The sequence below is a fragment of the Actinomadura rugatobispora genome (assembly GCF_042656285.1).
In the GTDB taxonomy this organism is placed as follows: domain Bacteria; phylum Actinomycetota; class Actinomycetes; order Streptosporangiales; family Streptosporangiaceae; genus Spirillospora; species Spirillospora rugatobispora.
This window is the reverse complement of sequence record NZ_JBHSON010000136.1, coordinates 1-24,345: the sequence shown is the minus strand read 5'-3', so window position 1 is coordinate 24,345 and position 24,345 is coordinate 1. Positions and strand designations below refer to the sequence as shown.

The following is a 24,345-nucleotide window of genomic DNA, read 5'->3' as shown; positions in this document are numbered from 1 at the left end:
CTTTCCGGCGCGTCTGGCGTATCGGTCATCAGCGCGGCAAAGTCGTTAGTAAACACGAAGGTGCCTTGGTAGTCCGGGTTTTTATCGCCCGTCACGCGCGTATTGCCCGGGCAGAGGAAACAGTCCGGATCATGCTGCGGCAGCGTCTGTTTGGCAGGCGTCTCTTGCGCCCCCTGCCAGGGGCGCTTGGCGCGATGCGGTGAAACTAAAATCCATTGCCCGCTGAGCGGGTTAAAACGACGATGCGGGTGATCGACGGGGGCATGGGGCGATCGCGACGGCGGCGAGTGCAGCCCTCGGGGCGGCGCGGCACGTTGGTTATCGCAAGCCTTGGTGTTGCGCGGCGGCCACACCCGTGCGTGCATGGGTGGTCGGCTGGGTCACTGCGTACGTTCCGGGGGCTCCTCGTAGCTCGAAGGCTCTGCCAGTGTGAAGTGCGGATTGGCAAGCCAGATGCGGGAGGGACGGCTGGGCGCAGGACGCGCTGAGGTAGTGGGTCGTTAGCGAGTAGAAGTTTGAGGCTGGCTGGGTGGTTGGGGAGTCCGCGGCCCATCGACTCCAGACGGTGGCTCGAAGTGAACAGCAGGGTCCGCTGGCCGGGGCGGACGTTGTCGTGCAAGGTGGCGTACGCCCGGAGCGGGAGCCAGTTCCCAGCGCCGGTCGAGTTGCGGGGATGTCCTGGGAGCGCCTCAGCAGCGGAGGGTGTCTGGGGGCGAAGAGAGCTTGATCGTGGACCGGGCTTGTTGCTGTGCTTGGAGTCGGACGTTGGGCGGAGCCGTATGGGGGCGTTGTGACCGAGGGGCTGCAAGAGGCGCTGGAAGGGTTTCGTCGGCATCTACGGGCTGAGAGGGATGTGTCGCCGCATACCTTGCGCGCCTACGAAGGCGACCTCCGGGATCTGTGCCGTTACGCGGTTGATGTCGGCGTGGAGGGACCTGCCGGTCTGGACGTCAACGTCCTGCGGGCGTGGTTGGCTCAACAGCATGCGGAGGGTCGGTCCAGGGCCACACTGGCTCGCCGTACGGCGGCTGTGCGTACCTTCACGGCGTACCTGCATCGGCGCGGGCTGATCGAGAAGGATCCGGGGCAACTGCTGGGGACGCCCAAGCGGCATCGCGATCTGCCCAATGTTCTGGGGCAGGATGAGGCCGCGCGGCTACTGGACCAGATGGACGTGGAAGGCCCCTTGGGGCTGCGGGATCTGGCCGTGCTCGAGGTGCTGTACGGCACGGGCGTGCGTGTCAGCGAACTGTGCGGCTTGGATGTCGATGACATCGATGTCGAGCGGGGTACCGCGAGGGTCCTGGGCAAGGGCAACAAGGAACGGACCGTGCCCGTCGGAGAACCTGCGACCAGAGCTGTGGGGGATTGGCTGCGAGCCGGACGGCCGGCGATCGCGACTGAGCACAGCGGCCCGGCCCTGTTCCTGGGCGCCCGCGGTGGGCGCCTGCACCCCACCAGTGCGCGACGCATCGTCCATGCCCGTATCGCTGAGGTGGGGGAGGTGCCTGACGTGAGTCCTCACGGGCTCAGGCACAGCGCCGCCACACATCTGCTCGAAGGCGGAGCGGATCTACGCAGCGTCCAAGAGATCCTCGGGCATGCGTCGCTGCAGACCACGCAGATCTACACCCATGTCTCGCCCGAACGCCTCAGACAGGTGCACCGCCAGGCGCACCCCCGTGGGGCCGAGTAGTCCCGTCCAGTTGTTCCCAGCCTCCGGTTTCACCGGGGAGTTTGGCTGAGGGGGCCTCGGTGACTCGGGGATACCGGCATGTGCGAGGGTGCCCCGCCTTGGCCACAGGCCCTGCGACATGGTGGCGTGGCGTTGCGGCATGAACTAGGCGTGTGGGACTTGCGGGGGCGTGTCGGGCTTTGGGTGTGGTTCAAGTGGCCGTCTGGGGCTTGTGGGCCTTTCCGTGGGTTGATTGGGCAGGTGGGCAGGTGGGCAGGTGGGCAGGTGGGCTGTTGGTCATGAGGCATGCGTGGGTTGTTAGGTCGCGCCCCTGTGCTGGCGCTGGTCGCAGCGGGCACTCGTGGGTGGCCAGCGGGTGGCGCGCCCGCTGGCTGGGCGCTCCCGACGTCTCGAGTGGGGTGGTGCCGTCAGCGGGCGTGGGGTGTCGGGCGTGGGTTGTGGAGTGGTTTTGGGGTTTGCGTGGGCTGGGGGCGGCTTGGGGGCCGTCGGCGGCGTGACGGCCGTTTTGGGGTGGCCACCCCTCCGAGGTGGGGTGGTGCCTCGGAGGGGTGGGGGTTAGCGGGCTCTTCGTAGGCGGCGTTCTCGGCGTTCGCGGGTCAGGTCGATCACACCGGGTGGGAGAGGGCGTCTGGGGCGGCCGTGTCGCCAAAGCGACATCAGGGTGAATGCGAACAGCATCCCTGCGAGTGCGCCGCTGCCTGCCGTTGTGGCGTCGCGCAGGCCCATCTCCGTGCTGGACGAGGTGGGCCGCGGGGTTTCGGGCTGAGGGCTCGGGGTTGGCCAGTGCGGGAGCAGGCGGACCTCCGGTCGGACGAGGTTGATCGGGTCGAGGTAGGCGTGGCCCCGTAGGAGGCCCCAGTGGAGGCAGGGGGCGGGGCAGTGGGCGGACGGCTCCACCGTGCCTATGCGGGAGCCCGCCCGGACGTCGTGGCCCGCTTGGACGATGGGACGCACGGGGAGGTAGGTCGTGCGCAGCGCGCCGTGGGTGATGGCGACGACGCCGCGTCCCGCCAAGTGACCCGCGTACGAGACGCGTCCCGCCCCCGCGGCGTACACCGGCTGGCCCGGACGGGCGGCGAGGTCCACGCCCCGGTGGCCGGGGCCCCAGGGCTGGGGCGGCGGCGAGAACGTTCTCACGACCTGGGGCGCGGGCGGCCCTAACGGCCAGCGCCACGCGTCGGACTGGGCTGGGATCCAGGCGGGCAGCGCGAAGGTGAGCAGCAATGTGAGGAGCGTCATGAGCGCAGTGTGCCGGGGCCGCGGGGCGGCGGAACAGAGGGTTCGCGAACTGTGGATAACCCTGCGGATCCGGCGTTCCCCGGCGCCCTCCGGGCCCTGATAACCTAGGGTCCGTGCCCGAATGGTCACCGGTCAGGGCTTGGCCGTCGCTCGACCGGCCACCGCGGCCGGCAGAACGAGAAGCCGCTCCATCGTCGAGCGGACAGGTCACAGGCCCGGGCGGCGATCCCGGGCCGACGGTCGTGTACGCGGCCGAATTCATGCGTCCGCCAGCCACTTGCTTCGCATGGTGGGGCGCGACCCCTCGGTCCGTCATCTCGGTGACGGCGGGGTTGTGTCCGGACGCAGGCAATCAACCAAACGTGGCCCGGTAACGGGCCGGAGAAGGAGAGTACGGGACATGGCACCCGTCGTCACCATGCGGCAGCTGCTCGAGAGCGGCGTTCACTTCGGCCACCAGACCCGCCGGTGGAACCCGAAGATGAAGCGGTTCATCCTCACTGACCGCAACGGCATCTACATCATCGACCTGCAGCAGTCGCTGTCCTACATCGACCGCGCCTTCGAGTTCGTCAAGGCCACGGTCGCGCACGGCGGCACGATCCTGTTCGTCGGCACCAAGAAGCAGGCCCAGGAGACCATCTCCGAGCAGGCCACCCGCGTCGGCATGCCCTACGTCAACCAGCGCTGGCTGGGCGGCATGCTCACCAACTTCTCGACCGTCCACAAGCGGCTCACCCGGCTCAAGGAGCTGGAGGAGATCAACTACGACGATGTCGCCGGCTCCGGCATGACCAAGAAGGAGCTCCTGGGGCTGCGCCGCGAGAAGGACAAGCTGGAGCGCACCCTCGGCGGTATCCGCGACATGGCCAAGGTGCCCAGCGCCGTCTGGATCGTGGACACCAAGAAGGAGCACATCGCGGTCAACGAGGCCAAGAAGCTCGGCATCCCGGTCGTGGCGATCCTCGACACCAACTGCGACCCGGACGAGGTCGACTACCCGATCCCGGGCAACGACGACGCGATCCGCAGTGTCAGCCTGCTGACCCGGGTGGTCGCGGACGCGGTCGCCGACGGGCTCATCGCCCGCGCCGGCGCCGCGACCGGCGGCGAGGAGAAGCCGGCCGAGGGCGTGGCCGCCGCCGAGCCGCTGGCCGAGTGGGAGCGCGCGCTGCTGGAGAACAAGGAGCAGGCAGGCGCCGAGGCCGCCGAGGCTGCCAAGCCCGCCGAGGGCGAGGCTCCCGCCGCGCCCGAGGCCGAGGCTGCGCCCGAGGCCGCGCCCGAAGCCGAGGTCGCGCCCGAGGCCGAGGCCGCCACGGAGGCCCCCGCCGACGCTCCGGCCGAGGTCAAGGAGGACCAGGCCGAGCTCGGGAGCACCGGGCAGAGCTGACGATGCGGACCCCGGGGCGCCGTCCGCGCCCCGGGGCCGCTCCGCCGGGACGTCGCGGTTGATGCCGGGATTGTCCTGAGCGACCATTTCGTTGGCGCGACGGTCCGGGCAACGGGACGGCGTCCTGTCCCGCGGGTTCGAGCCGGGACGACGCTCCGGGCCCTACGGCGACCCAGATCTTCCAATCTCCACCAGACGTTCACCACCACAGAGACGAAGAGAGCGATGGCGAACTTCACCGCCGCTGACGTGAAGCGGCTCCGGGAGCTGACCGGCTCCGGCATGATGGCCTGTAAGAACGCGCTGACCGAGGCCGAGGGCGACTTCGACAAGGCGGTCGAGCTGCTGCGCCTCAAGGGCGCCAAGGACGTGGGCAAGCGCGCCGAGCGCACCGCCGGCAACGGCCTGGTCGCCCAGCACTTCGCCGGCGACGGCGACGGCGCGATCCTCGAGCTCAACTGCGAGACCGACTTCGTCGCCAAGAACGAGCAGTTCATCGAGCTCGCCGACCGGCTGGTCAAGTTCGCGGTCTCCAGCGGCGCCGCCGACGCGCAGGCCCTGCAGTCCAGCGAGATCGAGCCGGGCAAGACCGTCCAAGCCCTGATCGAGGAGAACAGCGCCAAGATCGGCGAGAAGCTGGAGCTGCGCCGCTTCGCCCACTTCACCGGCGAGTACGTGGCCAGCTACCTGCACAAGTCCGACCCGTCGCTGCCGCCGACCACCGGCGTGCTCGTCGAGCTGGACTCCCAGAACGCCGAGGTAGCCAAGGACATCGCGCAGCAGATCGCCGCGATGGCCCCCAAGTACCTCACCCGCGACGAGATCCCCGCCGAGGCGATCGAGAAGGAGCGGGCGCTGGCCGAGCAGCTGACCCGCGACGAGGGCAAGCCCGAGAAGGCCATCCCGAAAATCGTGGAGGGGCGCGTCAACGCGTACTTCCGCGACTTCGTGCTGCTGGAGCAGGCGTTCGTCAAGGAGAACAAGAAGACGATCGCCAAGGTGCTGGACGAGGCGGGCGTGAAGGTCGTCCGCTTCGCGCGCTTCAAGGTCGGCCAGGCCTGATCTCGGGAGGGCGGGGCCGGTCTCCCGAGACCAGGCCCCGTTTCGACCGTCCGGATCCGGGACGGTCTGCCGGGCCGCCCTGGAAGCATCGGGCCGATCCGTTACGGATCGGCCCGTTTTCGGGAGGACGCCGTCCCAGGCGGACGATCGTCCGGCGCGGCGTCCACCGTGAGTAACGGCCCCGTTCACCGAACGGGGCCTTTCGGTGAGCGGACGGTGACGGCCGGGGTCCGGACAGGGTCGGAGTTTTCCGGTCGGTGATCTTTGCCGAGGGCGTAGGGTCTAGTCAGCGGGTGAGAGTGACCGGGCTCATGCCGGGCAAGGTTCAAGGACCGGGGTCGGCCGCGATTCGCCCCCGTACCGCCGGAGCTTGGGCGGTGTGGGGCGGGCGCCCACGCCGGCGCGGCGGGTTCGGCCCTATACCGTCGAACGAGGGTCGCGAACCGAGGAAACACGAGTTGAGCGGGAATCCTGGAAACAGGACCCCGACGAGTCACCAGACGCCGTAACGAGGAGGCCGCCGACGTGCCGGAGCCAACGACCAGTGACCCTACGGCGGCGTCGTCGTCGCCGGCGCCGGACGAGCGGCGCGCCGAGCCCGCCGAGCACGAGGCGCGCGCGCAGCACGGGCCCCGAGCGGGCTGGAAACGGGTGCTCCTGAAGCTCTCGGGCGAGGCCTTCGCCGGGCGCGACCCGCTGGGCATCGACCCCGAGGTGGTCCAGCACGTCGCGGAGGCGATCGCCGAGGCGGTGCGCGACGGCGTGCAGGTCGCGGTGGTCTGCGGCGGCGGCAACATGTTCCGCGGCGCGGCCCTGGCCGAGCGCGGCATGGACCGCGGACGCGGCGACTACATGGGCATGATCGGCACGGTGATCAACTGCCTGGCGCTGCAGGACTTCCTGGAGAAGCTCGGCCTCGACACCCGGGTCCAGACCGCGATCACCATGAGCCAGGTGGCCGAGCCGTACATCCCGCGCCGCGCCATGCGGCACCTGGAGAAGGGCCGCGTGGTGATCTTCGGGGCCGGGCTGGGCCAGCCGTTCTTCTCCACCGACACCACCGCCGCCCAGCGCGCGCTGGAGATCGGCGCGGAGGCCGTCCTGAAGGCCACCCAGGTGGACGGAGTGTACGACGCGGACCCCCGTAAGAATTCGGACGCGGTGAAGTTCGACCGTTTGGATTACGGTGAGGTTCTACAGCGGGGCCTGAAGGTCATGGACGCCACGGCCATCAGCCTCTGCATGGACAACGCGCTTCCCATCGTGGTCTTCGACCTCATGGGACAGGGCAACATCGTCCGGGCCGTCCGGGGTGAGAAGATCGGCACGCTGGTCAGTCCGGCGGACAGCTGATCCGCTCCACCCGCGGTACGGACCGGCACGGACAAGGGCCGACCTGATGACATGGGAGTCGAAGTGATCGACGAGACCCTCCTCGAGGCAGAGGAGAAGATGGAGAAGGCGGTCGCGGTCGCCAAGGAGGACTTCCAGGCCATCCGCACCGGCCGGGTCACCCCCGCCATGTTCAACAAGATCACCGCCGAGTACTACGGGACGCCGACGCCGATCAACCAGCTGGCGTCGTTCACCCTGCCCGAGCCCCGGATGGTGATCGTCCAGGTCTTCGACAAGTCGTCCATGCAGGCGGTGGAGAAGGCCATCCGCGACAGCGACCTCGGGGTGAACCCCACCAACGACGGCAACGTGATCCGGGTCGTGTTCCCGGACCTGTCGGAGGAGCGCCGCAGGGAGTTCATCAAGGTGGCGGGCGGCAAGGCGGAGGACAGCCGGATCTCCATCCGCAACATCCGGCGGCGGGCCAAGGAGGCCCTCGACAAGCTGGCCAAGGACGGCGAGGCCGGCGAGGACGACGTCCGGCGCGCCGAGAAGGAGCTCGACGACACGACGCATCGTTACGTCGCGCAGATCGACGAGCTCCTCGAGCACAAGAAGGCCGAACTGCTCGAGGTTTGATGAGACTCGACCGAACCGGGGAGCCCGCGGGCTCCCCGGGTGAGCCGCAGGCTCCCGGCCCCGCCCTCGTCGGGGCCGCCGAGCCCGGCCTGCCCCCCGTGCCGCCCGTCGTGTCTTCCGCCGCGGGTTCTGAGGACATCGCCTCCAGGACCGTGGAGGCCGTGCCCGAGACCGGTGTCGCCGCCGTGGTGCCGCCGGACGACGCCTCTGGTCGTCCGAGCGGTTCCGGTTCGGGTCGGCCGGTTCCCGCGCCGGGGGCGGAGTCGGATTCCGGCGCGGAGCGGAAGCGGGAGCCTGATCCGGAGCTCGAAAGGCTCGACGCGGTCGAAGGGCGGCCTGAGGAGCCCCTTGGGCGGGGGGAGCGGCCCTCTCCCGGTGCTTCGGATGCCGCTTCGACGCCCTCGGCCGTCCCAGAGTCCGACGTCACGACCGGGGGCGGCTCAGGTGAGTCTGAGCCCGTCGGCGAGGCGGATGCGAACGCGGGAGGTCCCCTGAGCGGCGATCGTCCGGCGACCGACCGGACCGCCGATGAGGGCGCCGGTGCCGAAACCGCTGGGGCCGTCCCAGAGGGGCCGGACGACGGAGTCGCCGTCACGGCTGATCCACCCAAGAGACGGTCCGGACGCAATCTGCCCATCGCGGTCGGCGTCGGCCTCGGACTGGGCGCGCTCGTCCTGCTCTCCCTGTACTACGTCAAGGAACTCTTCCTTGCGGTCATGATCGTCTTCCTCCTGCTCGGCCTGCGCGAGCTTGCGGGAGCGTTCAAGACCCGGGACATCCGCGTGCCCATGCTCCCGCTCGGCGTGGGGCTCGTCGCGGCCCCGGTCGCCGCGTACACGTGGGGGCCCGAGGCGCTCGTCGCCTCCCTGGCGCTGATCGTCCTGACCGTGCTGGTGTGGCGGATGGCCGACGGGCCCGCCGACGGGTACGTGCGGGACGTCACCGCGGCGGTGTTCGTCACCGGCTACCTGATCCTGATGGGCGGGATCGTCGCGCTGCTGATGGCGCCGGACGACGGCCACCACCGGATCGTGATCTTCATTTCGGTGACGGTGGCCAGCGATATCGGCGGTTTCTTCGCGGGAACGTTCTTCGGCCGCCACAAACTGGCGCCGACCATCAGCCCCAAGAAGACGTGGGAGGGCGTGACCGGGTCCGCGCTGGCCTGCATGCTGGTGGGCGCGTGGCTCATGTGGTGGCTGCTGCACGACGGCGCATGGTGGCACGGTGTTCTGATCGGCGCCGCGGCCGTGGTCACCGCCACCGTGGGCGACCTGATCGAGTCGATGCTGAAGCGCGACCTCGGCATCAAGGACATGGGGTCCCTGCTCCCCGAGCACGGAGGCGTCATGGACCGCCTGGACTCGCTCCTTGCCGCGGCCCCCGTGGTGTGGCTGCTTCTGGAGCTGTTCACGCCCTCCAGCTAGCCGCTGGTCAGCCGCGCCGCGCGACGGCCGTCCGCCCCTTGGAGCATGTGCTTCAAGGGGCGGTTCTCTTCGTCCCCGGCTTGGAGCGCGGAAGGGTCAGGAGACGACCCAGGAGCGGTTCTGCTGGGCGAGGCGGCGGATCAGGGCGTCCGAGCCCTCGTTCTTGGCGTAGCGGTGTTCCTCGTCCGTGATGGGCACCAGCCAGAGCCAGCGCACCGGATCCCCCTCCGTGGACAGTCCCGCCAGGCCAGGGGCCACGGGTCCGGCCAACCGGCTCGGGTCGTCCAGGAGCAGGACCCCCTCCCACGAGGTCTCTCCCGTGTTGAGGGGGAAGGTGTGCGCCTCGTGGTACCACTTGACCACGTCGCCGGCCGCGAACCACGTCACCGCGCGCCACGGGTACTGGGCGAGCCAGGGGAAGATGCTTCCGGCCCGCTGGCTGGGCAGCGTGGTGGCCACCGCGAGTTCGATCCGGCTGTAGGGGGAGACGTCGTCCTCGTACAACTCGACCGTGGGCATGCGCTGGCGGCTCATACCGACAGTGCTCAGCACGGTGAACTCGCGGTCGCCGCGTACGGGACGTTCGGTCACCCCCACCGTGGGCAGGACGCCGGGGTTGCCGCCGGGGAGCTGCCGTCCCACGTCGTGCCAGTAGTGGCCCCCCGGCCCCAGGCGCTGCAGCAGATGGCCCAGCACCGACTGCTGGAAGTCGGCCCAGGACCCCTCGGCCTCACAGATCTTCCAGTGGTCACGGGCACGGCCGATGCGCGGGCCGAACTCCTCGATCTCGTCGTCCAGAGGGAACGCGAAAGGGCTCTGACCCGTCACGTCACGGCTGTAACCGGGGATCCCACGGGCCATGTCGGACCACCCAGGGATGACGCAGAGCGGCTCGCCCTCCTCCAGGACGGCCACCCCGTCGCCCTCCTCGAACCACACGACTTCGAGCGCGTCGCGTTTGAGCTGGGGGCGCCCTTGGGCGTGGCGTACATGGGAGGCGGGCAGCATGGGCGTCTGGCCGTCGTCCAGCCGCGTCTGGTCCACCGCCGCGGGGGCGGCGTCATGGTTGGTGATCCAGACGGCGCCGACGACCGCGTCCCGGGAATCCTTGAGGTACGCCGCGCTGACGACCCCGTCGGTCTCGACGACGAGCCGGCGGCTCCCGTAGGGGCTGTCCTCGGTGTGGACGACCGTGACGGCCGGTCCCTTGCCCGCGGCGGAACCCCTTCGCAATACCGACATGATCGAGACTGTACAGCTTGTCCACGAGCCACGATGGCGTGTTCGCACGCCCTTCCGGACCCGGCCTGTCAAGCGTCATCCAAGGCGATCGGTTCCCGCCCCTGAACGGCCCGCCGGCTCCGTGCTCCTCTTCTGAGCTGAGGGCGTCCTCGGAGCCGGGGAGTCTGAGGCGACCGGGCCTGTAGCGTTCCTCGCCAGGCGCTCTGGAGGCTTGAAACGACGCGCAGGGCACGGGGCACATGCGTCCTCCCAACAGCCCTCCGCCCAGACGGGACCGTTCGGATGCGACCTAGGCATGCCCGAGCGTTTGCCACACTGGAAGGACCATGTCTTCAACCGCCGATCAGGCCGCCGACGCCCCGGCCGCCACTGAACCGCGTCCCGACACCGAACCTGGGGGCGCGTCCAGTGGCACGTCCGCCACACAGACGTCCAAGGGCGCCGCCTCGGGGAAGACCCCGCCGAAGCTGGTCTTCGCCGCGCCGCGGCGGGCCAAACCGCCCCGCCACCTGGCCGACCTCACGACCGCCGAGCGCCGCGCGGCCGTGGCCGAACTGGGCGAGAAGCCGTTCCGGGCCGATCAGCTCTCCCGCCACTACTTCTCCCGCCTGGCCGACGACCCGGCGCAGATGACCGACCTCCCCGCCGCGATCCGTGAACGCCTGGCCGCCGACCTCCTCCCCACGCTGCTCACCCCCGTCCGCGAACTGGACTGCGACGGCGGCACCACGCTGAAGACGGTCTGGAAGGCCTTCGACGGCGTGCTGTTCGAATCGGTCCTGATGCGCTATCCGGACCGGGCCACGATGTGCGTGTCCTCGCAGGCGGGCTGCGGTATGAACTGCCCGTTCTGCGCCACCGGGCAGGCCGGGCTGACCCGCAACCTTTCCACCGCCGAGATCGTCGAGCAGGTCGCCGCCGGGGCCCGCGCGATGGCGCGGGGACGGATCCCGGGCGGGCCGGGCCGCGTCTCCAACATCGTCTTCATGGGCATGGGGGAGCCCCTGGCCAACTACAAGGCCGTGCTCGGCGGGGTGCGCAGGATCACCGACCCCGCCCCGGCGGGGCTGGGCATCTCGCAGCGCTCGGTCACCGTCTCCACCGTGGGCCTGGTCCCGGCGATCGAGAAGCTGGCCGCCGAGGACCTCTCGGTGCGGCTCGCGGTGTCCCTGCACGCCCCCGACGACGAACTGCGCGACGAGCTCGTGCCGATCAACAACCGCTGGAAGGTCGACGAGGTCCTCGACGCCGCCTGGGCGTACGCCGACCGCAGCGGCCGCCGCGTCTCGATCGAGTACGCGCTGATCAAGGACGTCAACGATCAGTCATGGCGGGCGGATCTTCTCGGCAGGCTCTTGCGCGGCCACCTCGTACACGTCAATCTGATCCCGTTGAACCCCACGCCGGGGTCCCGGTGGACCGCGTCCCGGCCCCAGGACGAGCGGGAGTTCGTCCGCAGGCTGGAGGCCCACGGGGTGCCGGTCACGGTTCGCGATACTCGGGGGAGGGAGATCGACGGCGCCTGCGGCCAGCTGGCCGCCGCCACCAAGGAGTGAGCGAGCCGTGGGCCGCGCGGGACGCCGTGCCCCGCGAGCGAGCGGGGAGCGGAGGAACCGGTGAAGACGGACACGCGCCTGCCGGTGGCGCTGCGCGGGTACGACCGAGCCCAGGTCGACGCCCTGCTCGAACGGGTCACCGCGACGTTACGCTACGGCCGCTGGGGACTGACCGCCGACGACGTGCGCCGGACCCGTTTCGACATCGTGCTGCGGGGCTACGAGCAGCGCGCGGTGGACGAACTGCTGCAGGAGGCCATCCGCGAACTGCAGTCGGCCGCGCCGATGGGGGTGCGCCCCGGACGGCCCAAGGTCCACCCCGGCTGGCTCATCAGCTGGATCCAGAACGCCCGTTTCTCCGGGGCGGGGGTGCGCGCCGGATACGACGTCCGTGACGTCGACGCCTTCCTCGACCGCGTCGTCGCAGGCCTGCGCGGGGTCGCGCCGCCGATGACAGCCCGCGACGTACGGGACAGCGCGTTCCGCATCGTCCGGCTCGGCCCGGGCTACGACGAGGGCGAGGTCGACCGGTTCCTGGTGCAACTGGCCGGCGCCCTGGAACGCCGCTGACCCCGCCCTCCCGGTCGTCGTTCAGCCGGCACTGCGTGACGCGGAAATCCCGAAGGCGTTTGGCCGCCGCTGCGATTCGCCACCGGCATCTCTCCGCCTTTTTGAGAGCTGCTTCGCCCGGAAGCCGGCCGACCTCGTGACCGCCCGAGTACGTGGAGCCAGTACACCGCGGCCTCGACGTACCTTCCGGCCGTGACCCGTCCAGAGTTACGCTTCTGCCGGCGGTCACGACCATGAGGGCAATGACCACGCTGGGCCTGGCCGCGGGTCATCCCCGGGCTATTGACCATCGCATGGACGATGCGGCGCGTCAGTATCATCATCGCGCTGTGTCCGCCGACCACGTGCAGAGAGTGACGTTGATCCCGCGCATTCCAGGGTCAAAGGAGCACCTGTGTCCGAAGGCGAATCCGAGGCACCGCGGCGGTCCCGCATCTGGCGCATTATCACCACCCAGCCCCTCGCGGTGCAGCTCGTCGGCGGTGCCACCGCCACGCTCATCGCCGGATTGATCACGGCCGGAGCCGCAGTAGCGGTCAACGAGGTGCGAGCGGGGTCGGGGAATGAGAGCAGCCCACCCGGAGCTCCCGTGCCGCGGTCGCCCCGCCTGGGACTGGAGATCTGGCAGAGTGGCAGGCAAGCACCCATGTCGGTGAGCGGCGACGAAAACCGCCACGTCACGGTCCAGATGAAGCGGGCTCCGTTCGAACTTCGCCTCCCGCATCAGCCCAAGGGCATGGCGGTGCAGATCTGCGCCTGGACGGATAGCTCGATCTTCTCATTGCAGGAGGACGGGCTGGTCAGGGACGTTCCCTTCTTCCGCCCGGGCACGGGAATGCCGGACTCCGAGTACGGCTCGGGCAGGCTCCGGCTCGAGAACGAGGCTCACAACCATTTCGTCGACGAACGCATTGCACCCCTGTCCTCCGCCATGGACAAAGTGAGTTTCACCACGATGGTGCTGGGCCATGCATCCACCGTGCTGCAACGTCAGCGCGCCGATGTGTTCCTCACCGTGTTCATCGATAAGAACCGTGACGGCAGGATCGGGCCGAATCGCGGTATCGGGGTACAGCGGCTGAGCGAGTTCGAGTACGTTGTTCTGGACTTTCCGAAATGAGGCATGCTTTCGCGTCGAAACCGGGCCACAGGGCTGATCGAACCGGCTCGGGTGGCGCCGGCGGGCCCTGGACGGATGTGGATCTTGTCTGCCCGCTCGGCAAGGTCTGAGTTGAGACTGGTCTTGGGCGTCCCGTCCCCGCGGATCCCCGTGGCGGGGACCGAAATCGGCATCTAGCCGGGCGAAGGGCGCTGTCGCGAATAAGGCGACACTGCACCAAGAAGTCTCTTGAGTTATCCACAGATCTTGTTAGGGGCTGGCGCACCGGGCCTCGGCGGGGAACGCTAAGTGACATGGATCACTTCGAGGCGCAGCGTCAGCGGCTGCGTTCACTGTTCGGTGTCTTCTTCGCTCCCGAGGTCACCGGGGCGCTGCTCCCCCTGGCCCGTCCCGCCGTCCGGCTCGGCGCCGAGGGCGAGGCGACGGTCCGGCTCGGCGGGGCCCCGCTGCTGCCGCCCGGCGAGACCTGGCCGACCTGGCGCGACCGTCCGCTCGACTACCTCGGCTCGGTCGACTTCGACCAACTACCCGAGGTGGCGGACCTGCCCGCGAAGGGTACGGTCGCCTTCTACTACGCCAGCGGCCTGCCGCGTCCATGGGGAGACGACCTGGGCCAGCGCGACGCCTGGCGCCTCTTCAGCGGCGACCTCCAGGAGGTGCAGCCCCCGCCCGCGGCATCATCCTTCCCGGAATGCTCGTTGAAGGCGGCGCCCTTCCTGTCCCTGCCCGCGCCCCAGGAGCCGTTCCTCGAGCGCCTCGAAGGCCTCTACAGCGGTGTCCTGCCCGTGTACGAGCAGTTGCACGTGGCCTGGCAGCAGCACATCTGGCCGGACGACACCCCCGCCCACCAGATCGGTGGCTGGCCGCTGGTCGTACAACGACCGGTCGCCCACGACTGCCACTACGCCTCCACGGGACTTGATCCCGACACGACGCCCCTCTCTCCGGAAGAGGTCTCCGCCCTGGCCGATGACTGGCAACTGGTGCTGCAACTCGACTCCGACCCGAGCCTCGGCTGGCACTGGGGCGAGCCGGGCCGGATCTACTTCTGTACACGCCGGGACACACCGCTGGAGACGGCCTGGCTCACTCTCCAAGCGACATAGGCATCCGCCCGCCCATTCACGGGCGGTTGCGGCTCGCCACGAGGTAGGACGTGCCGACCACGAGGATCCAGAGCGCCAGGTGCAGCGCGATCGCAGGGAAGGCACCCGTGAACGCGGCGGGGCCGTCGTGGGCGGCCCGCAACCAGTCGACCATGGGCACCGCGACCCAGGAGAGGGGGCTGAGGCTGAGAAGGAGCGCGGCGACGACTCCGCCCAGCAGCGCCAGCAGGGAGAAGCCCGGGTCCGTGATGATGGCCCGGCTGGTCCAAGCGCCCAGGACCGTCGCCGCCAGCGCGACCAGCAGGCACAACCCGAGACCGTTCAACACCGCGCCCGATCCCACCCCCGCGAGGTAGGCCTGGACCACCGGAACCACCAGAACCAGCACGGCGATACCCGCATTGACCACGTACGCCGCGATCAAGCCCGCCAAAGCCCGTGAATGCGCCGCCATAAGGCGCGAGCGAATACCACCCGCGCGGCCGTCCGCGCCTGCAGCCGTATCCGTGGCTCCGCGCGTGCGGTCGGTCGCCCGTACTCGGTGCGCCCGGACCGCGAGGGCCGACAGGCAACGCTGCTCGTCCGGCTGGGTGTTTAGCAGCGCCCGCGCCGTCCACGCCCATACCGGGAACAGGAAGGCCGCCACATCACCCAACGTCCCCACGGCCAGTTCGGCGTCGTCGGCCGAGCCCTGCAAGATCACGAGCGAGAGGAGGAGCAGCACCACGACCAGCGGCTGCAGGACACGCAGCGAACGCACGTACCCCGCCACCTGGAAACGCGCGAGCGCGATCACCGCTCCGGCTCCCTGACCTCAAGACCGGCCGCCCGCAACTTGCCGACCACCTCGTCCAACTCGTCCGCCCGGACGACCACCTCCACAACCCTCCAGGTCACCAAGCCCTGCGGAGCCCCGTCCTCATGCCCGCTCCCCCCGGCTTCTGCTGGGCCAGCCACCACCGAGCGCCCCTGCCCTAGCCCCTCACCGCCGCCCCCCACGAAACCACCCACCCCACCGACACCGACCCCGGCTGCACCCGGCCCACCCGCGGCGGGGCCACTGGCACTGGGCCCGGTTGTGCCAGACCCGCCGGCACCGGGCCCGCCGGCACTGGGCCCGCCGGCACTGGGCCCGCCGGCACTGGGCCCGCCGGCACTGGGCCCGCTCGCGCCGGGGCCACCGGCATCGGGCCTCGCTGCGCCGGGCTCACCGGCACCTGGGCCGCCCGCGTCGGGGCCGACGGCACTGGGCCCGGCTGGATCGGGCTCGCTGGCGCCGGGGCCGCCCGCGTCGGGTCCGGCTGGGTTTGGCGCGGCTGTGTCGGGGTTGTTCGTGCTGGGCCCATTTACGTCAGGGGCTTTCTTGGCGGGCTCACTCGTGCTCCGCTGGTCCGTGCCAGGGCTGTGCGGGTCGGGATCGTTTGCTTCAGGGGCGCTTGTGCCTGGCACGTTCATGTTGGGCTCGCTGGCGCAAGGGCCAGTTGCGTCGCGGTTACGCGTGTCGGACGCATGTGTGCTTGGCCCATGCACGTTGTGTCCAGATGCAACCGGCTCACCGCTTGGGGTGGCGGTTTGGTCGGCTATGTGGATGCGGCTGATGTCAGGTAGCGGGGCTAGGCAGCGTTGGTGGTCGCTGACTACGACGGTGGTGCCTTGAGAGGCCAGTTCGGAGATCAGGGCGGGGAGGGCGTCGCGTGTGGGGGCGTCGAGGCCCGCGAAGGGTTCGTCCAGGATCAGGAGGTCAGGGGAGGCGAGCAGGGCTTGGGCCATGCCCACTTTGTGGGCGCTGCCCTTGGAGAGTTCGGGGAGGCGTGTCTCAAGGAGATGGTCGAAGGTGAGGCGTTCCGCCCAGGTGTCGATGGCCGTGCGGGGTGCCCGCTGTATGGCGGCCATGTGGGTCAGATAGCTGCGCACCGTGAACGGCTGGTCGGTCGGGAAGCGTTCGGGGGCGTAGCCGATGTTGACGGGGCGTCCGGTGACGGTGCCGCGGCTTGGTGTGCGCAGGCCTGCGAGCAGGCGGAGGAAGGTGGATTTGCCCGCGCCGTTGCGGCCCGTTACCTCGATCACCTCGCCGGGGGCGAGGAGGAGCGTGACGTCCCGCAGAACCCAGGGCGCGCGCCGGTGATAGCGGAAGGCAACGCGGTCCAGTCGCACAAGCACGGCAAGGTAGTGGCCGAGCCGTAAGCACGCCGTAAGCGGGGTGGGAGAATGCGGCGCATGGGTGAGGTGGCGTGCATCTTCTGCGAGATCATCAAAGGGCGGCGGCAGGCGCACATGGTCGTGGAGGCCGAGGACGCGGTGGCGTTCCTGGACGCCCGGCCGCTCTTCAAGGGGCACACGCTGCTCGTCCCGCGCGAGCACTACGAGACCCTGACCGACCTCCCCGAGGAGATGCTCGGGTCGTACTTCGGGCACGCGCGGAGGCTCGCGGGCGCGATGGAGTCGGTGCTGGGCGCGGCGGGGTCGTTCGTGGCGATGAACAACCGCGTCAGCCAGAGCGTGCCGCACCTCCACGTGCACGTCGTGCCGCGCAACCGCAAGGACGGCCTGCGAGGCTTCTTCTGGCCGCGCCAGAAGTACGCCTCGGACGAGGAGGCCGCGGACTACGCGGAGCGCCTGCGCACGGCCGTCACGGGGGCCAGCCGAGGGCGGTGACGACGGCCACGAAGGGGTCGGCGGCGGTTCTTTCCGTGCCGTCGCTCGACGGTGCTCGCCTGGTGGCCTGTGCCTCCAGGGCGGCCTGTTCGTACAGGTCTCGTTCGGCCCGGTCCAGGGCAGCCGACAGAACGTATTGAGGGACCGTCCAGCCCACCAGGTCGGCCGCCTTGCGGATCGCGAGGGCCTGCTCCTCGGTGGTCTGGAGTTCGATGCGTTCGGCGGGTTGGGAGTCGGGAAGGTCCTGGCGAACCGACATGGCCGGTCTCCTTCCTGCAGCATTCAAAAGTACGCCGGGCCAGGCCGCGGTTGCATCCTCATTAAGAACGAGAAATCGGCCGGCCGAAGAAACTCGGTGCCGCCGAGCAGGGGTTTCGGTCACGGTGAAGGCCGTTCCTGGACGTGGGTGGCGTCGTCCCTGGTGCGAGCACGGTTTCTAAGGTACGGCAACGAACCGGCAGTGGCCTCGTCCGCGTCGTACGGAAGATGTGCGGAGAATGGCTTTGCCCGTGAAGTTCGGGTCGCGCGAAGCTTTCCGTGGAAACGGCACGATGGGCGGTGTCGAAACGGCTTATGCGGAGATGAGTGGTGCAAGTTGCATTCTGGCGGGGCTCCGTCCGGTTTGGTGGGGCGTGGGGGGAACCGCGAACATGGTGGGGCGGCACGGGTGACCGGCGTGCCGAAGCCCCCGTGCAAAGGATCCTGCCCATGGCCCAGAGCGAGCCTCGCCCCGACGAGATCGAGCTGGCCGGGGTGGCCAAGACGTACCGGGCGCGGGGGGATATGGTCGGCGCCGTCCGGGGCGTGGACCTGGCGATCGCCTCGGGGGAGTTCTTCTCGCTGCTGGGGCCGTCGGGGTGCGGGAAGACGACCACGCTGCGGATGATCGCGGGATTCGAGGAGCCGACGGACGGGCGGGTCCTGCTGCACGGTCGGGACGTGACCGGAGTGCCCGCCCACCGGCGTGACGTGAACATGGTGTTCCAGTCCTACGCTCTGTTTCCGCACATGGACGTCTTCGAGAACGTCGCGTTCGGCCTGCGGCGCAGGCGCGTACCGAAGGGCGAGATCCGTGCGCGGGTCGGCGCGATGCTGGAGATCGTGGACCTGGCCGGAGGGGAGCGGAGGCGGCGGCCGGCGGAGCTGTCGGGCGGGCAGCAGCAGCGGGTGGCGCTGGCGCGGGCCCTGGTGAACCGGCCGCGTGCGCTCCTCCTGGACGAGCCGCTCGGCGCGCTGGACCTGCGGTTGCGGCAGGCGATGCAGGGGGAGCTGAAGCGGATCCAGCGGGAGGTCGGGGTCACGTTCGTGTACGTCACGCACGACCAGGGCGAGGCGCTGACGATGTCGGACCGCATCGCCGTCATGAACGAGGGCCGGATCGAGCAGCTCGGCACGCCCCGGGAGATCTACGAGCGTCCCGCGACCCGGTTCGCGGCGGAGTTCATCGGGACCTCCAACCTGCTCGGCGGGGAGGTCGCGGAGGTCTCCGGGGGGCGGGCGGTGATCTCGCACGGCCCGGACGGGCACGTGATCGTGCCGCTGCGCCCGGAACTGCCGGTGGGCGCGGGGGACAGGCTGGAGCTGGCGGTGCGGCCGGAGAAGATCGGGATCGTTCCAGAACGTCCGGGCGCGGCGCTGTGCGGCGTCCGCGGCACCGTCTCCGAGGTGGTCTACCTGGGCACCTCGACCAACTACACCATCAGTACCGCCACCGGGTCCGACATGGTGGTCTTCGCGCAGAACGCGGCGTCGGCCGACGGCGTCGCGGTGCGCGGCGACACCGTGTGGCTGTCGTGGGACCCGCGGCACTCGTACGCCATTGGAGCGCTCAAGTGAGTTCGATACCCCCTCCGCTGCTGCGCGGGCTGACCCTGCCCCGCAGGCGCGACTTCCTCCGTCTCGCGGGCGCCTCCGGCGCCGGGCTGGCCCTCGCCGCGTGCGGCGTGGAAGGGCAGGGCGGCAAGGAGAAGGCCGGTCCGTCGGACGTCCAGAAGTACTGGGCCGGGAAGGCGAGGAACGGCGCGCTGCGGTGGGCGAACTGGCCGGGTTACGTCGAGGACGACCGGGCCACGGTGCGGGCGTTCGAGAAGGAGACCGGGATCAAGGTGACCTACCAGGAGGTCATCCAGGAGACCGCGCAGTGGTTCGGGAAGATCCAGGCGCCGCTGGCGGCGGGGCAGTCGATCGGGTTCGACCTGATGGTCATGACGAACGGCATCCAGCTGGAGAAGCTCCGGCAGCTGGGCTATCTGGCGCCGCTGGACCATTCCAGGCTGAAGACGTTCGCCGCCAACGCCGGACCGCAGTTCAAGAATCCCTCCTACGATCCGGGGAACGCGTTCACGATTCCCTATGTCTCCGGCATCACCGGGATCGCGTACAACACCAGGTACGTCAAGGAGGAGATCACCAGCATCGCGCAGCTCTTCGATCCCCGGTACAAGGGGCGGGTCGGGATGATGAGCGACTCGCAGGAGCTGGGCAATTTCGGCATGTTCCTGCTGGGGGTCGATCCGGAGAAGTCGACTCCGGCGGACTGGCGGCGGGCGGCGGAGAGACTGCGCGGGCAGCGGGACGCGGGGATCGTCCGGAAGTACTACGAGCAGGATTACGCGGACGCGGTCAGCAAGGGCGACGTGTGGCTGACGATGGCCTGGTCGGGGGACGTCTACAGCCTGACCTCGCCCGAGGTGAAGTTCGTGGTGCCCAAGGAGGGCGGCACGCTCTGGACCGACAACCTGTGCATTCCGAAGACCGCCGAGAACCCGGTCGACGCGCTCATGCTCATGGACTGGCTGTACGACGCGGAGAACAACGCCCGGCTGACCGAGTTCATCAACTACATCACGCCCGTTCCGGCGGCGCGGCCCGTCATCGAGGCGGACGCGCGGAAGGCCGAGGGCGAGGACAAGGCCGACCTGGAGCGCCTGGCCACCAGCCCGCTGGTGTTCCCGTCGCCGTCCGATCTGGCGCGGCTGCGCGATTACCGGCGGCTGACGCAGGCGGAGGAGACCGAATACCAGCGGATCTTCGAGCCCATTCCCAAGGGTTCCTGATGGCGGCGGGGCCCGGGAGACGGTCTTCCGGAGGGTTCACGCCGTATGTGATGATCCTGCCTGGCGGGCTCTGGCTGCTGGCGTTCTTCGCGATTCCCCTGGCGATGATGGTCTCCCTGTCGTTGCAGACCGGGAATCTGGTCGACGGGTTCCGGCAGACCCTGCACTGGCAGAACTACACCGACGGCCTGCAGACGTACGGGGACGCTTTCGTCCGGTCGCTGTGGTACGGACTCCTGGCGACGCTGCTGTGCATCGCCCTGTCCTATCCGGCCGCCTACTGGATCGCCTTTCACGGAGGTCGCAGGAAGACGACGTATTTGCTGCTCCTGTTGCTGCCCTACTTCGTCTCCTACATTCTGCGGACGGTCTCCTGGAAACTCGTCCTGACCGACAACGGGCCCGTGCTCGGGCCGCTGCGCGGCTGGGGCCTGCTCCCGGACGACTTCCACGTGCTGGACACCGGGGTCGCGGTCGTGTCCGGGCTCGCCTACAACTTCCTGCCGTTCATGGCGCTGCCCATCTACGTGGCGCTGGAACGGATCGATCCGCGCGTGGTGGAGGCGGCGCGCGACCTGTACGCGTCGCGGGTCCAGACGTTCCTGCGGGTGGTCCTGCCCCTGTCGCTGCCGGGCGTGTTCGCGGGCGTGATCATGACGTTCGTGCCGGTGGCGTCCGACTACGTCAACGCCGAGGTCCTCGGCGGCCCCGGAGACACCATGATCGGGAACGTGATCCAGTCCGAGTACTTCGACAGCGGCGCCTACCCGACGGCGTCGGCGCTGTCGTTCACCCTGATGGCGATCCTGCTGCTGGGGATCTTCGCGTACGCGCGGGCGGCGGGCACCCGGGACGTGCTGGAGGCGGCGCGCCGATGAGCCGGGGGCACGGGCTGCGGATCTACACCTGGGCGCTGATCGGCTGGCTGGCGCTGCCGGTCGCGATCATGATCCTGTTCGGGTTCAACGACACCCGGAGCAAGCAGAACTTCCGCTGGGAGGGCTTCACGCTGCGCTGGTACGCGGACCTGCTGGACCGTCCCGACCTGACCGCCGCGCTGCTGAACTCCCTGTCGATCGCGCTGCTCAGCACGGCGATCAGCACCGTGCTGGGGACGCTGGCGGGGCTGGCGCTGGCCCGGTTCCGGTTCCGCGGGCGCGGCGCGTCCACGCTCGTGCTGTTCCTGGCGATCAGCTGCCCGGAGCTGGTGATGGGCGCGTCGCTGCTGTCGATGTTCGTGACGTTCGGGCTGCCGCGCGGGTACGGGACGATCCTGGTCGCGCACGTGATGTTCTCGATCGCGTTCGTCGCGGTGACGGTGCGGGCGCGGGCGAGCCTGCTGGACCCGGCCGTGGAGGAGGCGGCGCGGGACCTGGGGGCGGGCCCGTGGGCCCGGTTCCGGCTGGTCACGCTGCCGATGATCCGGCCGGGCGTGGTGGCGGGCGCGCTGCTGGCCTTCGTGCTGTCGATCGACGACTTCGTCATCACCGGCTTCACCGGCGGCGCGACGGTCACCTTCCCGCTGTGGATCTACGGTTCCACCCGTACCGGGACGCCGCCGCAGGTGAACGTGATGGGCACGCTGATCTTCGCGGTGGGCGTCCTGATCGCGGTGGTCTCCGCGCGCCGCACGCTGACCGCGAGAGGCTCCCGGTGAGCCCGGGGCGGGGCCGCGCGGACGGGGCGATCGCGGACGCCGAGCCCCGGGCCTTCTGGCTGGCGGGCGGCGGGTGGCCGGAGGCCGCGCCCGTGCTCGCGGGGGCGCGCGACTGCGACCTCGCGGTCGTCGGCGGCGGGTACAGCGGATTGTGGACGGCGTTGCGCGCGAAGGAGCGCGACCCGTCCCTGGACGTCGTGCTGGTCGAGGCCGAGCGGATCGGCGCCGCGGCGTCCGGGCGGAACGGAGGGTTCTGCGCGGCCAGCCTCACCCACGGCGTGCTCAACGGGATGGCCCGCTGGCCCGACGACATGCACGAACTGGAACGTCTCGGCTGGGAGAACCTCCAGGCCATCGGGGAGACCCTGGTCCGGTACGGCATTGACGCCGAATGGGAGCTCACGGGGGAACTCTCGGTCGCCACAGAGGAATGGCAACTGGCCGAGATGAACGAGGAGGCGGAGGTCGCCTTCGAGCTGGGTTGGCAGCCCGTCCTGTTGAGCGCCGAGGCCGTCCGCGCCCAAGTGGACTCGCCCACCTACGTCGGCGGCCTCTGGGACCGGGAGGGCGTGGCCATGCTCCACCCCGCCAAACTCGCCTGGGGCCTGGCCGGGGCATGCCGTGCCCTGGGCGTCCGCTTCTACGAGGGCACGCGGGTCTCGAACATCCGGCACAACGAGAACGGCTCGGTGACCCTGGGGACGCCCCGCGGTTCCCTGACGGCGCGCCACGTCGCCCTGGGGACGGGTGCCTTCCCGCCCCTCCTGAAGCGTGCCCGCCGGTACGTGGCGCCGGTGTACGACTACGCGATGGCCACCGAGCCGCTCAGCGCCGCGCGGCTCGATTCCCTGGGCTGGCGCCACCGCCAGGGGCTGGGCGACTACCGCAACCAGTTCCACTACTACCGGCTGACGGCCGACGACCGGATCGTGTGGGGCGGTCATGACGCCGTCTACCATTTCGGCAACCGCGTCCGCCCGGAACTGGAACAGCGGCGGGCCGCGTTCGCGGCATTGGCGGAGAACTTCTTCACCACGTTCCCGCAACTGGAAGGGCTCCGTTTCACCCATGCGTGGGGCGGTGTCGTGGACACCTCGACGCGCTTCTGCGCGTTCTTCGAATCCGCCTGCGAGGGCCGCCTGGCGTACGCCGCCGGGTACACCGGCCTGGGCGTGGGAGCGACCCGTTTCGGCGCCGAGGTGATGCTCGATCTGCTCGGGCTGCCCGGTGCGGATCCCGCGCGTACCGGCCTGGCCATGGTGGGCTCCAAGCCTTTCCCGTTCCCGCCGGAGCCGCTGCGGTACGGCGCGATCGGCCTGACGCGGCGCGGCATGGCGAGGGCCGACCGGCGAGGGGGCCGCCGGGGCGCGTGGCTGCGCCTCCTCGACCGCCTGAAGCTGGGCTTCTCCGCCTGACCCGGGAACCTGGCGCTGCTGGCGATGGCCGCCGACATCGCCGGGACGCGGGAGGGCGCCGAGATGCTGGCCGAGTGCGCCGAGGCACTGCTCGCGCAGGGGGACGTGGCCGACGCCGTCGACTGGTTCGCCCGGATCGTGGAGGGCGGCGAGCCCGAGCTCGGCCCGCACGCGGCGCTGCGGATCGGCGCCGCCCTGGTCGACGCCGACCCCGAGGCGACGCAGGCCGCGTTCCGCTACGCCGCCGACCACGGCCTGGGACGGGTCGCCGAGGCCGCCGCGGGCAACCTGCGGACGCTGGCCCGGCACGACGTCCCGGCCCGTACCGCGCCCGCCACCGCCGGTGAGGTGGCCGGGCGGGCGGCGCTGGGACGCGGCCGGCTGTGGGCCTCCGACGGTGATCTGGAGGCCGCCCGCGCCGCGTTCGAGCAGGCGGCCGGGTGCCCGGTCGCCGAGGTGGCCGCCGCGGGGCTGGCCTACCTCGGCTCCACCCTCACCATGCTCGGCGACCAGGACGCCGCGGCCGCGGTGCTGGAGCGCGCGATGGCCACGGGGCATCCCCGCTACGGCGCGATGGCGGCGACCGACCTGTCGACCGTTCTCGCCGCCCGCGGCGAGCACCGCCGGGCCCTGGAGGTGCTGCGGTGGGCGCGGGGCGGCGAGGGACCGGCCGCGTCGATGGCGGCCGTCCACCTCGGGCTGCTGCTGGCGAAGGAGTTCGGCGACCTGGACGGCGGCCTCGCCGAGCCGCGCCGGGTGGCCGCCGCCGGGCCGGAGGCGATCGCCCAGGCGCAGGGACCGGACGGCGTGGGCAGCGCGTCGCTGCGGCTGGCCGAGCCCGCCCTGGAGGAGAGCGACCTCCAGGGCGCCATCCGCCTGTACGAGCGGGCCATGGACACGGGCCACCGTTCCTAAGGACTGTGCATGAGTCGCTCAGCCGCGCGCCCCGAACGGTCTTGGACGCACTGGTCCCCGGCGTACTCGACCCCGGGGCGGCGACACGCATCGCGTGCGTGGTCCGTTCCCGGGAGGCCGGTTCCCTGCGCGACCTGGCCATGTGGGCTCGACCAGAGGCGACGGGGAGGCCCCAGACCATCACTCCGGTGGAAAGGGGGCCCCGCACGCTGACATCGAACCCGGCGTCCCAGATCGCGCTACCGAAAGTACAGAGACGAACACA

The 24,345-nt window shown here is 70.3% G+C and carries 22 protein-coding genes and 1 pseudogene; 17 read left to right on the top strand and 6 right to left on the bottom strand.

Annotated features, from left to right (window positions below):
* A partial coding sequence (gene galT, locus ACFPZN_RS51585) for a galactose-1-phosphate uridylyltransferase (protein ID WP_378291868.1) occupies positions 1-365 on the bottom strand: 365 nt, incomplete at its 3' end.
* A 425-nt stretch (positions 366-790) separates the two neighbouring features.
* On the opposite strand from galT, the gene ACFPZN_RS51580 reads away from it, so the two are divergent.
* Positions 791-1,696 carry a tyrosine recombinase XerC gene (locus tag ACFPZN_RS51580; protein ID WP_378291866.1) on the top strand — a complete coding sequence of 302 codons (906 nt, stop codon included), beginning with the start codon at positions 791-793 and terminating at the stop codon, positions 1,694-1,696.
* Between the two features lie 555 nt (positions 1,697-2,251).
* Here ACFPZN_RS51580 and ACFPZN_RS51575 read toward each other — a convergent pair.
* Positions 2,252-2,935, bottom strand: a complete 684-nt coding sequence (locus tag ACFPZN_RS51575) for a M23 family metallopeptidase (RefSeq protein ID WP_378291864.1) — start codon at positions 2,933-2,935, stop codon at positions 2,252-2,254.
* A gap of 400 nt (positions 2,936-3,335) precedes the next feature.
* On the opposite strand from ACFPZN_RS51575, the gene rpsB reads away from it, so the two are divergent.
* The 5 genes from rpsB to ACFPZN_RS51550 all read left to right on the top strand — a co-directional run bounded on the left by rpsB (position 3,336) and on the right by ACFPZN_RS51550 (position 8,788).
* Complete coding sequence (gene rpsB / locus ACFPZN_RS51570) at positions 3,336-4,325, top strand: 30S ribosomal protein S2 (RefSeq protein ID WP_378291861.1); 990 nt, start codon at positions 3,336-3,338, stop codon at positions 4,323-4,325.
* Positions 4,326-4,550: 225 nt separating this feature from the next.
* On the top strand, positions 4,551-5,387 hold the full coding sequence (gene tsf / locus ACFPZN_RS51565) for a translation elongation factor Ts (RefSeq protein WP_378291859.1): 837 nt from the start codon (positions 4,551-4,553) through the stop codon (positions 5,385-5,387).
* Positions 5,388-5,912: 525 nt separating this feature from the next.
* Entirely contained in the window at positions 5,913-6,740 is an 828-nt protein-coding gene (gene pyrH, locus ACFPZN_RS51560) for a UMP kinase (protein WP_378291857.1), read from the top strand.
* Between the two features lie 63 nt (positions 6,741-6,803).
* Positions 6,804-7,361 carry a ribosome recycling factor gene (gene frr, locus ACFPZN_RS51555; RefSeq protein WP_378291872.1) on the top strand — a complete coding sequence of 186 codons (558 nt, stop codon included), beginning with the start codon at positions 6,804-6,806 and terminating at the stop codon, positions 7,359-7,361.
* Between the two features lie 629 nt (positions 7,362-7,990).
* The gene (locus ACFPZN_RS51550; RefSeq protein ID WP_378291870.1) at positions 7,991-8,788 is read left to right on the top strand and encodes a phosphatidate cytidylyltransferase; all 798 of its coding nucleotides are present in this window, start codon (positions 7,991-7,993) and stop codon (positions 8,786-8,788) included.
* Positions 8,789-8,884: 96 nt separating this feature from the next.
* On the opposite strand, the gene ACFPZN_RS51545 is transcribed toward ACFPZN_RS51550, so the two are convergent.
* Positions 8,885-10,030, bottom strand: coding sequence for a suppressor of fused domain protein (locus ACFPZN_RS51545; protein WP_378291855.1), 1,146 nt, complete (start codon positions 10,028-10,030; stop codon positions 8,885-8,887).
* A 326-nt stretch (positions 10,031-10,356) separates the two neighbouring features.
* Between ACFPZN_RS51545 and rlmN the strand changes: the two genes are divergently transcribed.
* The 4 genes from rlmN to ACFPZN_RS51525 all read left to right on the top strand — a co-directional run bounded on the left by rlmN (position 10,357) and on the right by ACFPZN_RS51525 (position 14,382).
* Positions 10,357-11,586, top strand: coding sequence for a dual-specificity RNA methyltransferase RlmN (gene rlmN, locus ACFPZN_RS51540; RefSeq protein ID WP_378291852.1), 1,230 nt, complete (start codon positions 10,357-10,359; stop codon positions 11,584-11,586).
* A gap of 60 nt (positions 11,587-11,646) precedes the next feature.
* Positions 11,647-12,156, top strand: a complete 510-nt coding sequence (locus ACFPZN_RS51535; protein WP_378291850.1) for a DivIVA domain-containing protein — start codon at positions 11,647-11,649, stop codon at positions 12,154-12,156.
* A gap of 394 nt (positions 12,157-12,550) precedes the next feature.
* On the top strand, positions 12,551-13,276 hold the full coding sequence (locus tag ACFPZN_RS51530; protein ID WP_378291848.1) for a hypothetical protein: 726 nt from the start codon (positions 12,551-12,553) through the stop codon (positions 13,274-13,276).
* 293 nt (positions 13,277-13,569) lie between these two features.
* Positions 13,570-14,382 (top strand): DUF1963 domain-containing protein, encoded by an 813-nt coding sequence (locus ACFPZN_RS51525; RefSeq protein ID WP_378291845.1) that lies wholly within the window; start codon positions 13,570-13,572, stop codon positions 14,380-14,382.
* A gap of 16 nt (positions 14,383-14,398) precedes the next feature.
* Here ACFPZN_RS51525 and ACFPZN_RS51520 read toward each other — a convergent pair whose 3' ends face one another.
* Both ACFPZN_RS51520 and ACFPZN_RS51515 read right to left on the bottom strand, forming a co-directional pair.
* Complete coding sequence (locus ACFPZN_RS51520) at positions 14,399-15,178, bottom strand: hypothetical protein (RefSeq protein ID WP_378291843.1); 780 nt, start codon at positions 15,176-15,178, stop codon at positions 14,399-14,401.
* Positions 15,179-16,155: 977 nt separating this feature from the next.
* Positions 16,156-16,449 (bottom strand): annotated as a pseudogene (locus ACFPZN_RS51515) (ATP-binding cassette domain-containing protein); the annotation flags it as partial.
* 150 nt (positions 16,450-16,599) lie between these two features.
* Between ACFPZN_RS51515 and ACFPZN_RS51510 the strand changes: the two are divergent.
* Positions 16,600-17,037 (top strand): HIT family protein, encoded by a 438-nt coding sequence (locus ACFPZN_RS51510; RefSeq protein WP_378291841.1) that lies wholly within the window; start codon positions 16,600-16,602, stop codon positions 17,035-17,037.
* Here the strand turns inward: ACFPZN_RS51510 and ACFPZN_RS51505 are convergent.
* The gene (locus tag ACFPZN_RS51505; RefSeq protein ID WP_378291838.1) at positions 17,012-17,296 is read right to left on the bottom strand and encodes a type II toxin -antitoxin system TacA 1-like antitoxin; all 285 of its coding nucleotides are present in this window, start codon (positions 17,294-17,296) and stop codon (positions 17,012-17,014) included. The two genes, ACFPZN_RS51510 and ACFPZN_RS51505, sit on opposite strands and share 26 nt — an antisense overlap.
* A gap of 449 nt (positions 17,297-17,745) precedes the next feature.
* Here ACFPZN_RS51505 and ACFPZN_RS51500 point away from each other — a divergent pair, with 449 nt between their 5' ends.
* From ACFPZN_RS51500 to ACFPZN_RS51475, 6 genes are read left to right on the top strand one after another with little or no spacing between them, the layout of a single operon-like run.
* Positions 17,746-18,873 (top strand): ABC transporter ATP-binding protein, encoded by a 1,128-nt coding sequence (locus tag ACFPZN_RS51500; RefSeq protein WP_378291836.1) that lies wholly within the window; start codon positions 17,746-17,748, stop codon positions 18,871-18,873.
* Positions 18,870-20,093, top strand: coding sequence for a polyamine ABC transporter substrate-binding protein (locus ACFPZN_RS51495; protein WP_378291833.1), 1,224 nt, complete (start codon positions 18,870-18,872; stop codon positions 20,091-20,093). The genes ACFPZN_RS51500 and ACFPZN_RS51495 overlap by 4 nt, the downstream gene beginning before the upstream one ends.
* A gap of 50 nt (positions 20,094-20,143) precedes the next feature.
* Complete coding sequence (locus tag ACFPZN_RS51490; protein WP_378291831.1) at positions 20,144-20,971, top strand: ABC transporter permease; 828 nt, start codon at positions 20,144-20,146, stop codon at positions 20,969-20,971.
* The gene (locus ACFPZN_RS51485) at positions 20,968-21,750 is read left to right on the top strand and encodes an ABC transporter permease (RefSeq protein WP_378291828.1); all 783 of its coding nucleotides are present in this window, start codon (positions 20,968-20,970) and stop codon (positions 21,748-21,750) included. Before ACFPZN_RS51490 ends, ACFPZN_RS51485 begins: the two co-directional genes overlap by 4 nt.
* Complete coding sequence (locus ACFPZN_RS51480) at positions 21,747-23,165, top strand: NAD(P)/FAD-dependent oxidoreductase (protein WP_378291826.1); 1,419 nt, start codon at positions 21,747-21,749, stop codon at positions 23,163-23,165. Before ACFPZN_RS51485 ends, ACFPZN_RS51480 begins: the two co-directional genes overlap by 4 nt.
* Before the next feature lie 24 nt (positions 23,166-23,189).
* A complete protein-coding gene (locus ACFPZN_RS51475; protein WP_378291824.1) occupies positions 23,190-24,080 on the top strand; it encodes a tetratricopeptide repeat protein in 891 nt (296 codons plus the stop codon).
* Positions 24,081-24,345 lie beyond the last annotated feature (265 nt).